The sequence below is a fragment of the Rhodococcus sp. SBT000017 genome (assembly GCF_003688915.1).
Lineage (GTDB): Bacteria > Actinomycetota > Actinomycetes > Mycobacteriales > Mycobacteriaceae > Rhodococcoides.
Map to the genome: position 1 here is coordinate 90,487 of NZ_REFU01000003.1, position 12,014 is coordinate 102,500.

Annotated in this window: 9 protein-coding genes and 3 rRNA genes (1 of these 12 running past the window's edge); 4 read left to right on the forward strand and 8 right to left on the reverse strand. The window is 60.5% G+C overall.

Annotated elements, in window-relative coordinates; all coding sequences use genetic code 11:
* Positions 1-47: 47 nt before the first annotated feature.
* Both AYK61_RS25745 and AYK61_RS25750 read right to left on the reverse strand, forming a co-directional pair.
* Positions 48-1,325 carry an LCP family protein gene (locus AYK61_RS25745; RefSeq protein ID WP_121873707.1) on the reverse strand — a complete coding sequence of 426 codons (1,278 nt, stop codon included), beginning with the start codon at positions 1,323-1,325 and terminating at the stop codon, positions 48-50.
* 20 nt (positions 1,326-1,345) lie between these two features.
* The gene (locus tag AYK61_RS25750) at positions 1,346-2,002 is read right to left on the reverse strand and encodes an FMN-dependent NADH-azoreductase (protein ID WP_121873708.1); all 657 of its coding nucleotides are present in this window, start codon (positions 2,000-2,002) and stop codon (positions 1,346-1,348) included.
* A gap of 75 nt (positions 2,003-2,077) precedes the next feature.
* On the opposite strand from AYK61_RS25750, the gene AYK61_RS25755 reads away from it, so the two are divergent.
* The gene (locus tag AYK61_RS25755; protein ID WP_121873709.1) at positions 2,078-2,440 is read left to right on the forward strand and encodes a helix-turn-helix domain-containing protein; all 363 of its coding nucleotides are present in this window, start codon (positions 2,078-2,080) and stop codon (positions 2,438-2,440) included.
* 13 nt (positions 2,441-2,453) lie between these two features.
* Here the strand turns inward: AYK61_RS25755 and AYK61_RS25760 are convergent, their stop codons facing one another.
* Both AYK61_RS25760 and AYK61_RS25765 read right to left on the reverse strand, forming a co-directional pair.
* Positions 2,454-2,774 (reverse strand): homoserine dehydrogenase, encoded by a 321-nt coding sequence (locus tag AYK61_RS25760; protein WP_094688156.1) that lies wholly within the window; start codon positions 2,772-2,774, stop codon positions 2,454-2,456.
* 230 nt (positions 2,775-3,004) lie between these two features.
* Positions 3,005-3,775, reverse strand: coding sequence for a hypothetical protein (locus AYK61_RS25765; protein WP_121873710.1), 771 nt, complete (start codon positions 3,773-3,775; stop codon positions 3,005-3,007).
* 186 nt (positions 3,776-3,961) lie between these two features.
* Between AYK61_RS25765 and AYK61_RS25770 the strand changes: the two genes are divergently transcribed.
* Positions 3,962-4,246 (forward strand): GNAT family N-acetyltransferase, encoded by a 285-nt coding sequence (locus tag AYK61_RS25770; RefSeq protein WP_121873711.1) that lies wholly within the window; start codon positions 3,962-3,964, stop codon positions 4,244-4,246.
* 3 nt (positions 4,247-4,249) lie between these two features.
* On the opposite strand, the gene AYK61_RS25775 is transcribed toward AYK61_RS25770, so the two are convergent.
* Positions 4,250-4,465 (reverse strand): hypothetical protein, encoded by a 216-nt coding sequence (locus AYK61_RS25775; protein WP_121873712.1) that lies wholly within the window; start codon positions 4,463-4,465, stop codon positions 4,250-4,252.
* Positions 4,466-5,133: 668 nt separating this feature from the next.
* Here AYK61_RS25775 and AYK61_RS25780 point away from each other — a divergent pair.
* Positions 5,134-6,507 carry a Mu transposase domain-containing protein gene (locus tag AYK61_RS25780; protein WP_008720605.1) on the forward strand — a complete coding sequence of 458 codons (1,374 nt, stop codon included), beginning with the start codon at positions 5,134-5,136 and terminating at the stop codon, positions 6,505-6,507.
* Positions 6,504-7,358: an IS21-like element helper ATPase IstB gene (istB, locus tag AYK61_RS25785; RefSeq protein ID WP_008720604.1), complete on the forward strand. Its 855-nt coding sequence runs from the start codon at positions 6,504-6,506 to the stop codon at positions 7,356-7,358. Before AYK61_RS25780 ends, istB begins: the two co-directional genes overlap by 4 nt.
* Before the next feature lie 461 nt (positions 7,359-7,819).
* On the opposite strand, the gene rrf is transcribed toward istB, so the two are convergent.
* From rrf to AYK61_RS25800, 3 genes are all read right to left on the reverse strand, one after another.
* Positions 7,820-7,936 (reverse strand): 5S ribosomal RNA (gene rrf, locus AYK61_RS25790).
* A gap of 151 nt (positions 7,937-8,087) precedes the next feature.
* Positions 8,088-11,242, reverse strand: a 23S ribosomal RNA gene (locus AYK61_RS25795).
* 356 nt (positions 11,243-11,598) lie between these two features.
* Positions 11,599-12,014, reverse strand: a 16S ribosomal RNA gene (locus AYK61_RS25800) (it continues 1,099 nt past the right edge of the window).
* The 16S, 23S and 5S rRNA genes sit together here, the layout of an rRNA operon.

The window sequence follows — 12,014 nt, forward strand, 5'->3', positions numbered from 1 at the left end:
CGGTACCGCAGGAATTCAGTCGACACAGGGTTCAGTCGACACAGGGCTCAGTCGACACAGGGAATGCCGCCGTCGCTGTGCACACCCGCGTCGGGGGCCGTTACCGGATCCGGGGACGGATCCGGTGCGACGACCTCGAGCGGGGGCGGCGTTGTTGCCGGATCAGGCGCCGAGGTCATCGGCGATGCGGGCGCAGGCGCGTCGCCGATCAACCGTACTGCCTCGGCCCTGATGGCATCGACGTCGACGAGGTTGACGTCCTGCCCGTCGATCGTGTCGTAGCCCGTGATCGGGAGGGTGTAGAAATCGATGTCGCCCTGCATGACTGCACCGGCTCCCCCTGCGAGCTTCACCGGATCCAAGGATGCATCGATCACGACGTCGTTCTTGGTGCCCGCTACGAGCGCCCGGAGTTCGCCGATGTTCGCCATGACACCGGAGGCGCTGAGCTTGGCCATCACTCCCGCCACGAATGCCTGCTGTCGTTTGGTTCGATCCAGGTCGCCGTTGTCGAGGCCGTGGCGTTGCCGGACGAAGGACAGCGCCTGCGATGCGCTCAGCTCTTGCGCGCCCGCCGCGAAGTCCGCGCCCGAATAGTTGTCGTGTACCGGATTGTTCAGGCACACCTGAATGGGCCCGACGGCAGTCGCCACGTCGTAGAAGCCCAGAAGGTTCACTTCGGCAAAATGATCGATCGGCACGTCGAGCAGATCACGAACCGCGGTCAACGTCGATCGTCGACCAGCGTCTCGCGCTCGACGCTCCCGCTCGGCCGTATCGATGACGCCCTCGTCGAGTAATCGTGTATCGGCGTCGGCTTTCGCAAGTCCGTACGCTTCCTTGATCTTTCGCTTGCCGTATCCGGGAACGTCGACGTAGTCGTCGCGAGGTATCGACAGCGCGGTCGCGCGACCGCCGTCGGCCGGAAGGTGCACCAGCAACAACGTGTTGGTGTTGTAACCGCCGACATCGCTGTCGCCCGCATGCAGCGCATCGGTGACGAACTCGGCAGGCAGGTCGTTGCCGTCCATGTCCTTCCGACTGTCGAGGCCGATCAACAAGATGTTGGTGTCCTCGCCGTTGCCACTCGAATCGTTGTTCGCGATGCCGTCGAGCGCATCCGAGGTGGTCAGTCCCGTGGTGGCTTCGCGGTACACCGCGAACCCGATTCCACTCACCGCAACCGAGGCAACTGCCGCAGTGGCGACGAAAACCCGGCCGATTCGGAGCGCGAGGCCGCGATTGCGCGACGGCGTCCTGATGCGATGGCGCCCCGATCCACGTTCACCGAGGGTGGTGTCGTTGCCTGGGCCGTTCGAGAGCACCTCGCCAGGCTACTCGGCCCTCACCTGGCGGTTGCTCCACCCAATCGCAGCGCGAGATCGTCGACGGCGGAGAACGCCGCCTCCAGATTGGCTCGTGCCCGCGGAATCTGCGGTGCGAGCGCCGGCACCCGCTCGGCGAGCGTCAGGTCGACCGGAACGAAGTGCACGTCCATCCTCAGAGCAACTCCGAGCACCTGTCGCAGTTGCGCGGTGGTGTGGTCGGCGGAGGCGTTGTCGGTACCAGGGGTGTAGTCGTTTCCCCGACTGGTCACCACGACCACGGGCTTGCCGACGAGAGGTGCCGTGTCACTCTCGAACGGCACTGTGATGCCCGGAACGTGTACGTAGTCGATCCATGCCTTCAAGGTCGACGGGATCGACCAGTTGTACATCGGTGCGCCGATCAGCACCGCGTCCGCCGAGATCAGTTCCTCGATCAGTTCGACCTGCAACGCCTCGGCGGAAGGATCCACGGTTTCGTCGGCGGTTCGCAGATGGGGTGCCCAGTGCAGCGCCGAGGTGGGTAGGTGCGGCAGCGGACTCGAGTGCAGGTCTCGATGGATCACCGAGTGATCGGTGCCGATGCCATGCCAGGCGTCCGAGAAGCGGGCCGTCACCCTACGGCTGATCGAGCGATCCGGGTCTGCGGACGAATCGAGGTGCAACAACTGGGGCACTGAAAACACTCCTCACATGCTGGGTGCTTCGAGCCTATGCGTACCGACGCCTCTGCCCGCTCCTATCCTGGACCGATGGACTTCCGATTCGTCATGCCTGCTCTCGAGTCGCGATCGGCCAACTCGCTGGCGGCGGTCGTTCACGAGCGGACCGGACCAGACGTGGACATCAGAATCGGCGGTTCGGAGGTACCGCTCGACGAAGCAGCACGCAGTGCGGTGTTGGAACTTCTCACCCAGCTCTCGACCGGTCGGGCGGTGGCCATCGGCACCGTGGACGAGTTGCTGACCACCTCGCAAGCTGCCGAGGTGCTCGGTGTTTCCGACACCTATGTCAGACGGTTGGCCGATGCGGGCGATCTACCGATCGAAATGCGAGGCACTCACCGACGATTTCGGCTCGAAGACCTTCTGCGGCATCGTGATCGATTCCGGTGACGTTGGGGTGCCGTCACCCGGCCTCACGTTCGAAGTGCTCGGACTGGACGGTCATGAGATCACGGAACGCCTGACCGGCAGCCAGCCAGAGTTGTTCGGAGTCGATGTAGTCCACCCCTCGGATCTCGACATCACCCAGGTACGCGCCGACGTCGACCGACAACATTCCGATGACCGAAGAGACGTCGGCATCGAGATACGTGGATTGGGTGTTCTGCAGTTCTCGGAATTGAGCCGAGAAGAACTCGGCTGGGATTCTCCGATCGACGAACTGGGCGATGAGGAACAGGAAGCGGGACGCGTGGGCTGAGCCCGTCCGGAAGGAATGTTCCATGGTGAAGACCTCTCCCCACGGTCGACAGCACCCCTCGCACTGTCGACCGTTGAGCTCGCTGATACCCGAATTTCGATGCACGGACGAACTCTCGAACATCGATTCGACCCAGAGGCTAAAACAGGGAGCTCGTCCTACCAGCGCAAGATTAATCGGACCTTTGTCCCGTTTTTACCGGAAAAGCCAATTTGGTGAGGAGTCACAACACAGCGGTCGTGAGCTGTGGTTCTCTACTGAAACGATCCCAGCGGAGCGCGATCCGGAGTGTCGAGCTGCCAGAACTGCCAGCCGTCGCGCTCCTCGACATCCCCACTGATATGTGTGGCTACCGCACTGGCAGCGACGGATGGATTGTCGAACCGGCGGCCTTCCATCGGTCCTGCGGTGATCTCCAGTCGCTGCGTCTCGGGATCGTAGCGGCCGCTGAGCCGATAGCCCTCACAATCGGCAACCACCCGTACCCGGTTGTCGATCACTTCTTCTTCCACGGCTGCCTTGGCCGACTTACGAGGTGTCTTCACCCGCGGTGTACGAACCCACGTCTGTTCGGGGCCGAGGTCGACCGATGTGTCCAACGTCGAACTCAGACCCAGCAGGTCCCAACGCTCGCTGCCGTGCAGCACTCGGTCCACGGCGATTGCGTGATGCCCGGTCCTGGTGCGGAGTGGCGAATCCTGGACCCAGAGGTCCACTTCTCCGCGGATGTCGGTAGCCATCTCTTCGGACGAGACCATGTAGAAGCGCGGCTCTTCGTTCGCGAGATCGACGAACACCCAATACGAGGATCCGGTGTCGTCACTCTCGAGCGATTCGTCCTGCCTGCGGGCCTTCCAATCACCCGTTACCTTCGATCGCACTCGGACTATGCACGACGACGTGCCGTCCATCGACCAGACCTGCACGGGATTGCGTCGCGATGTCGTCAGCCGCTCCGCGCGTCCACCGCGCTGTGCGACGGTTCGGATGAATGCCTTGATTCCCCGGTCGGATGTGTCTTCCACGGATTGCCACCTTCAGCCTCGAGAGCGCCCCGTACTTATGAAGAGAGGTGTTGCGACGGGTGGCGCTTGCACGACTCGGTTTCCCTCACCCTACTGCGTCAATGCGTGCTCGAGTAACCGCAGAACACCCCGCAGGACGAGTGCCGGTTACCGTGGTGACACCGAACTCGGCGAGGAGGTACAACCATGACGGTCGAGATCACCCACGACGGTGCCGACCATCGCTTCGAGATCTATGTCGATTCCGAGTTGGCGGGCTACTCGGAGTACCTCGAATCGGACGGTTCCAGAACGTTTCACCACACCGTGACGCTTCCGCAGTTTCGCGGTCGAGGACTTGCCGCTGCCCTCACCGAATACGCTCTCGACGACACCAGCACGCAGGGACTGCGCGTTGTCCCTGCGTGCTGGTTCGTTCGCGACTTCATCGCAGCCGCGGGCGATCGCTACTCGCATCTGATGGAGCCCTGACTGTCAGCGCCGGGACGACATCACCCCGACGCTGATCTCGGATTCCGATTCACAGTTGTTCGAGGCCACTGTCTCCGCGGCCTCGGTCTCACGTGAATCTGCCTCTGCGACAGGTGTTTGAGCGGCTCGTTCCGCTGCAACCCGACGCCGTTCGTAGTTCTGCGCACCACGCGCGACGCGTTGTCGGTGTTCGTTCAGGATCTGTTCGTAGTGGTACATCTGTTCTCCTACAACAAGAGTGGACGCCGAACACAGAGCATTGCTGTGCGGCGGAGTATTGAATCGATTGCGGCGTATCGACGGCCGGAACCGGCCGATTCAGCCGAAGGCTCACTCAGAGAGCATGATCGGCGCAAATCGCGAACCGAGAGCAGACGACTCGACGGCCTACGTAATTCGCTTCTGCTGCCATTGTCCACCTCCACGGTCTCTGCGATGTGCCTGTGTCACGATCATGCACGGCCACCGCGACGAACTCCACCGATTAAATTCAGCGCGCACGACGCACGAGTCGTTCGTACACCAATTCCCCTGGCGCAAAGGCTATTCCGCGAACAGTAAGCACTTCCGGACGACGAGGTGCGTAGACGACGACGGCTACGCTGCGCGGTGATATTCGTACCTACGGTCACCTGAGGCGCGGCCAAGACTCCGAGAGCCCGCAAACGCGCGCGCGTGTGTCAGCTGCATGGGGAATGGGCAGTGGTCGGGTGGCGATTCTGCTCGCGTATCGCAAGTGCGCGCGCCTTTGACGGCGCTCAGTGAAAGTGCCCAGATCTGATCTCTGAAAGTGCTCACCCGTGTGGCTCCGCCAATGAGGGCGGGCCTCCTCCGATGCTGATGGTCTCTGACCACACACCAGCGCCCCGAAGGAGACCCGCGATCTCATGCTTACATGGGAAGAGGACATGGAGATATCCGCACTGCACAAACGAGGCATGTCGATCTCGGACATCGCCCGCCATACCGGCCGCAACCGCCGCACCGTCCGCAACTACATCAACGGAACCACCACCCCAGGTGTGCGACGAAAGTCCACGACGGACCCGTTCGAGGACTTCATCGACTACATCCGCTACCGATTCACCGAGGACCCGCACCTGTGGGCGGTCGCCCTGTTCGACGAACTGTTGGCCCTGGGCTTCGCACTGTCCTATCCGACGATGACCCGCAAGATCCGGCAGCAGAAACTACGCCCGATCTGCCTGGCCTGCAGGACCGCAACCGACCGAGCCAACGCCATCATCGACCACCCACCGGGCGAAGAAACCCAATGGGACTACGTCGATCTACCGAACCCGCCGACTGAATGGGGTTGGGGCAGAACAGCACACCTGTGGGTCGGCTCCCTCGCACACTCGGGGAAATGGCGGGCGGTACTGACCCCGTCGATGGATCAACCACATCTGGTCGACAATCTCGACCGCGTTGTCCGCGCTCTCGGCGGCACCACCCGAGTCTGGCGTTTCGACCGGATGGCCACTGTCTGCCACCCCGAGTCCGGTGCGGTGACCGCCAGCTTCGCCGGCGTCGCGAAGTACTACGGGGTCTCGGTCGCGATCTGCCCACCGCGGAGAGGGAACCGCAAAGGTGTCGTCGAGAAAGCGAATCACACTGCAGCACAACGCTGGTGGCGGTCGTTACCGGACATGAGCGTCGAGCAGGCCCAAGCGCATCTCGACAACTTCTGTGCCGCCATCTCCGACAGTCGCACCCGCCACACCCCGGACGGAACCAGCACTGTCGCCGACCTCGCAGCGGCCGAACCCCTGCAGGAACCGCCGGCGACGGCGTATCCGGTGATTCTCGGCGACAGTCGGACGGCGTCGCGGCAAGCGTTGGTGTCCTACCGCGGCAACCAGTACTCCGTCCCGCCGGAGTTGGCGTCCGCGCAGGTCACCGTCACCCGCCCCGTCGGCGGTAGTCATCTCGACATCGTCACCGCCTCCGGCATCACTGTCGCCAGGCATGCGGTCGCCGCCGACGGTCTCGGCATGATCGTCCGCGACAGCGGTCATGTCGTCGCACTCGAACGGGCCGCGATGGCGACCGCGAACACCGGCAAACCGCACCGCCGCAAAGAACGGATACCACCCGGGCCTGATGCGCTCAGGGCGGCAGAAGTATTGCGTGGCAGCAGTTTCCATAGTACGAACTACTCGACAGGAGCAGCTGAAACCGATTCCGCGGCAGCATCATCGGATGTCATCGACCTCTCGGCCTACGAGCGGGCTGCACGGGGAAGGAACACTCTCGCATGAGTGAAACACCGAAAGGAGGTGCCGCTGCCGATCGACTTCCCGCACCGAACACCGCGGAAGCAGCGAGCCTTTACCAACGTTTGCGTGGCCATCTCGGGGTCCTCAAACTCGCCGACGCCGCCGAAGCACTGCCGGCGGTCCTCGACCAGGCCGCGGCGGAGGAGCTGTCGATGACGGCGGCGCTGGAGCGGTTGCTCTCGATCGAGGTTGCTGCCACCGAAGCGCGGCGGTTGGCAGGCAGGTTGCGGTTCGCGTGCCTGCCGACCCCGGCATCGCTCGAGGACTTCGATTTCGACAACGCCGCCGGGGTCGACAAGAAGCTGATCGACGAGCTCGCGACCTGCAGATATTTGGAGACCGCTACCAATGTGCTGCTCATCGGCCCGCCGGGGGTCGGGAAGACGCATCTGTCGGTCGGGTTGGCGCGGGCTGCTGCGCATGCCGGGTATCGGACGTATTTCACCACCGCCGCCGATCTCGCCGCTCGATGTCACCGGGCTGCGATCGAAGGCAGATGGGCGACGACGATGCGGTTCTACGCCGGGCCGACACTGTTGGTGATCGACGAACTCGGGTATCTTCCGTTGCCGGGAGAGGCGGCTTCGGCGTTGTTTCAGGTTGTCTCGCAACGGTATATGAAGACATCGATCGTGATCACCAGCAATCGTGGTGTCGGATCGTGGGGAACGGTTCTCGGTGACGACACCGTCGCAGCAGCCATGCTCGACCGTCTCCTGCATCGATCGGTAGTCCTCGATATGTCCGGTGATTCCTACCGGCTCCGCGATCACAACGCACGATCGGAGAAGCTCCGCAAAGCCGTCACCGGGACCCGTCAACCGCTACAGTGATCACCGCTACCGGGTGAGCACTTTCGCTGAGCGAAGTTGAGCATTTTCGATGAGCGCCATCACCTTTGCTTGGTCGACCGTCGCGGGCGCGTCGCGCCGCCACTCGGGTCCAGTCCCCCGGTGTCCGCAAATGCGCGCGCGTGTGTCAGGTGCGCGGGAAATGGTCGGTGGTCCGGGTGCGATTGTGCGCGCGTATCGCAAGTGCGCGCGCATTTGCTCGGCCGTCACACGCGAGCACCGTAGGAGCCGCGTCTGTGTGCGGTTCGAGGCCCGCGGGTGTCTGCACGTGCGCGCGCGTTCGTCAGGTGCGCGGGAATTGGTGAGCGGTCGGGGTGCGATTGTGCGCGCGCGGATGGCGGATGCGTGCGCGTTCGTCCGCGAGAGGGTGGTGTGGGTGTGGGTGGTTTCGAAATGCAGAATGGCCCCGGACCTGGTGGTCGGGGGCCATTCTGGAATGTTGTGTTCGGCGGTGTCCTACTCTCCCACACCCTGTCGAGTGCAGTACCATCGGCGCTGGAGGGCTTAGCTTCCGGGTTCGGAATGGGACCGGGCGTTTCCCCTCCGCTATGGCCGCCGTAACTCTGCGAAACAGTTACACACGGAACACAACGGTCGTCTCCGATGACCACGTGTCGGTGGGTTCGGTGAACGATGTTGGTTCATTCAATTGTGGGTACAACCTGAAACGTGTGTTGTTTCAGATATTGCACAGTGGACGCGTAGCTTCTTTGTGGTAAGTCCTCGGCCTATTAGTACCAGTCACCTGCATCGGTTACCCGACTTCCAGTTCTGGCCTATCAACCCGGTGGTCTGCCGGGGGCCTTACCCCCTCGAGGGGGTGAGAAACCTCATCTTGGAACAGGCTTCCCGCTTAGATGCTTTCAGCGGTTATCCCTTCCGAACGTAGCCAACCAGCGGTGCTCCTGGTGGAACAACTGGCACACCAGAGGTTCGTCCGTCCCGGTCCTCTCGTACTAGGGACAGCCTTCCTCAAGTTTCTTACGCGCGCGGCGGATAGAGACCGAACTGTCTCACGACGTTCTAAACCCAGCTCGCGTGCCGCTTTAATGGGCGAACAGCCCAACCCTTGGGACCTACTCCAGCCCCAGGATGCGACGAGCCGACATCGAGGTGCCAAACCATCCCGTCGATATGGACTCTTGGGGAAGATCAGCCTGTTATCCCCGGGGTACCTTTTATCCGTTGAGCGACACCGCTTCCACTTGCCGGTGCCGGATCACTAGTCCCGACTTTCGTCCCTGCTCGACTTGTCAGTCTCACAGTCAAGCTCCCTTGTGCACTTGCACTCGACACCTGATTGCCAACCAGGCTGAGGGAACCTTTGGGCGCCTCCGTTACATTTTAGGAGGCAACCGCCCCAGTTAAACTACCCACCAGGCACTGTCCCTGAACCAGATCATGGTCCGAGGTTGAGGTATCCAATACGATCAGAGTGGTATTTCAACAACGACTCCACAGTAACTGGCGTCACCGCTTCACAGTCTCCCACCTATCCTACACAAACCGAACCGAACACCAATACCAAGCTGTAGTGAAGGTCCCGGGGTCTTTTCGTCCTGCCGCGCGTAACGAGCATCTTTACTCGTAATGCAATTTCGCCGAGTCTATGGTTGAGACAGCTGAGAAGTCGTTACGCCATTCGTGCAGGTCGGAACTTACCCGACAAGGAATTTCGCTACCTTAGGATGGTTATAGTTACCACCGCCGTTTACTGGGGCTTAAATTCTCAGCTTCGCCATCACTGGCTAACCGGTCCTCTTAACCTTCCAGCACCGGGCAGGCGTCAGTCCGTATACATCGTCTTACGACTTCGCACGGACCTGTGTTTTTAGTAAACAGTCGCTTCTCACTGGTCTCTGCGGCCCCACCCAGCTCACACTGCAAGAGTGATCACCGGACAGGGCCCCCCTTCTCCCGAAGTTACGGGGGCATTTTGCCGAGTTCCTTAACCATAGTTATCTCGATCGCCTTAGTATTCTCTACCTGACCACCTGTGTCGGTTTGGGGTACGGGCCGTGTAACAACTCACTAGAGGCTTTTCTCGGCAGCATAGGATCACTGAATTCGCCTCAATCGGCTACGCATCACCTCTCAGGCTTGATGAACGGCGGATTTGCCTACCGTTCGCCCTACAGGCTTACACCAGTACAACCACTGACTGGCCCAGCTACCTTCCTGCGTCACCCCATCGCTTGGCTACTACCAGATCAGGTCCCACGCATCCACCACACGCCTCACTCTCGAAAGAGATCAGTCACGTGGATTCAGGGTGGTTAGTGTCACTGATTCACCATGGGCGCGGTTACACGGGTACGGGAATATCAACCCGTTGTCCATCGGCTACGCCTGTCGGCCTCGTCTTAGGTCCCGACTCACCCTGGGCGGATTAACCTGGCCCAGGAACCCTTGGTCATTCGGCGGACGAGTTTCTCACTCGTCTTTCGCTACTCATGCCTGCATTCTCACTCGCGCAGCCTCCACACCTGGATCACTCCGATGCTTCCATGGCTGCACGACGCTCCCCTACCCACCCACACACCTGCACACAAATCCGCAGACTTGCATGGGGCTGTTGTGTGAGTGCCGCAGCTTCGGTGGTGTACTTGAGCCCCGCTACATTGTCGGCGCAGGATCACTTGACCAGTGAGCTATTACGCACTCTTTCAAGGGTGGCTGCTTCTAAGCCAACCTCCTGGTTGTCTTCGCGACCCCACATCCTTTTCCACTTAGTACACGCTTAGGGACCTTAGCTGGCGATCTGGGCTGTTTCCCTCTCGACTACGAACCTTATCGCCCGCAGTCTCACTGCCACGCTCTCACTCACCGGCATTCGGAGTTTGGCTGATTTCGGTAAGCTTGTAGGCCCCCTAGACCATCCAGTAGCTCTACCTCCGGCGAGAAACACGTGACGCTGCACCTAAATGCATTTCGGGGAGAACCAGCTATCACGGAGTTTGATTGGCCTTTCACCCCTACCCACAACTCATCCCCTCAGTTTTCAACCTAAGTGGGTTCGGTCCTCCACGACGTCTTACCGTCGCTTCAACCTGGCCATGGGTAGATCACTCCGCTTCGGGTCTAGAACACGCCACTACACCACACAAGGTGGATACGCCCTATTCGGACTCGCTTTCGCTACGGCTACCCCACACGGGTTAACCTCGCGACATGCCACTAACTCGCAGGCTCATTCTTCAAAAGGCACGCCATCACCAGCAACAGTAAACTGTTCACCAGCTTTGACGGATTGTAAGCGCACGGTTTCAGGTACTATTTCACTCCCCTCCCGGGGTACTTTTCACCTTTCCCTCACGGTACTAGTCCGCTATCGGTCACCAGGGAGTATTCAGGCTTATCGGGTGGTCCCGACAGATTCACAGCAGATTTCACGGGCCCGCTGCTACTTGGGTATCCACAACGACAGTTGCAATGTTTTCGTCTACGGGACTCTCACCCTCTACGACAGGCCGTTCCAGACCACTTCGACTAACACCACAATTTCTCACTGTCGGCCGATCCGGCAGAATCGACAATGCAAACCCCACAACCCTCCATACGCAACCCCTGCCGGGTATCACACGCACAAAGTTTGGCCTCATCCGCTTTCGCTCGCCACTACTCACGGAATCACTATTGTTTTCTCTTCCTGTGGGTACTGAGATGTTTCACTTCCCCACGTTCCCTCCACACACCCTATATATTCAGGTGCAGGTAACACGACATCACTCGTGCTGGGTTTCCCCATTCGGACACCCTCGGATCACAGCTCGGTTGACAGCTCCCCGAGGCTTATCGCAGCCTCCTACGTCCTTCATCGGCTCCTGGTGCCAAGGCATCCACCGTACGCTCTTCATTACTTACAACAAAGATGCTCGCGTCCACTGTGCAATTCTCAAACAACACACACTCGAAAGACTCGCTGCACTACCAGCCACCACCCGAACCTCCGAAAAGACCCGAACAATGCGATGTAGATACAATCTCCCGCTTGTATATGTCTTGCCTAGAAAGAAACATGCTTTCGCGTGTTCTCTCAGGACCCAACAGTGCATCGATATAGTTCCTGCCGGCGAAACATGGTTTCGCGTTCTGCAGGATCTGATTGTCAGTGTTCCACCCGTGAGCTCCCGCCGTTCCACGTGTGGGAACGAAACGGGCTCTGCCAGACCATCATCCGAGCACCTGTGTGCTGGTACATGTCCTGGAGAATGCTCCTTAGAAAGGAGGTGATCCAGCCGCACCTTCCGGTACGGCTACCTTGTTACGACTTCGTCCCAATCGCCGATCCCACCTTCGACGGCTCCCTCCCACAAGGGGTTAGGCCACCGGCTTCGGGTGTTACCGACTTTCATGACGTGACGGGCGGTGTGTACAAGGCCCGGGAACGTATTCACCGCAGCGTTGCTGATCTGCGATTACTAGCGACTCCGACTTCACGGGGTCGAGTTGCAGACCCCGATCCGAACTGAGACCAGCTTTAAGGGATTCGCTCCACCTCACGGTCTCGCAGCCCTCTGTACTGGCCATTGTAGCATGTGTGAAGCCCTGGACATAAGGGGCATGATGACTTGACGTCGTCCCCACCTTCCTCCGAGTTGACCCCGGCAGTCTCTTACGAGTCCCCGCCATAACGCG

Bases quoted from the DNA above. Each gene is read 5' to 3' on its own strand.
- AYK61_RS25755 (WP_121873709.1), top strand. From the start codon at position 2,078: ATGGACTTCCGATTCGTCATGCCTGCTCTCGAGTCGCGATCGGCCAAC.
- AYK61_RS25775 (WP_121873712.1), bottom strand. From the start codon at position 4,465: ATGTACCACTACGAACAGATCCTGAACGAACACCGACAACGCGTCGCG.
- AYK61_RS25770 (WP_121873711.1), top strand. From the start codon at position 3,962: ATGACGGTCGAGATCACCCACGACGGTGCCGACCATCGCTTCGAGATC.
- istB (WP_008720604.1), top strand. From the start codon at position 6,504: ATGAGTGAAACACCGAAAGGAGGTGCCGCTGCCGATCGACTTCCCGCA.
- AYK61_RS25760 (WP_094688156.1), bottom strand. From the start codon at position 2,774: ATGGAACATTCCTTCCGGACGGGCTCAGCCCACGCGTCCCGCTTCCTG.
- AYK61_RS25780 (WP_008720605.1), top strand. From the start codon at position 5,134: ATGCTTACATGGGAAGAGGACATGGAGATATCCGCACTGCACAAACGA.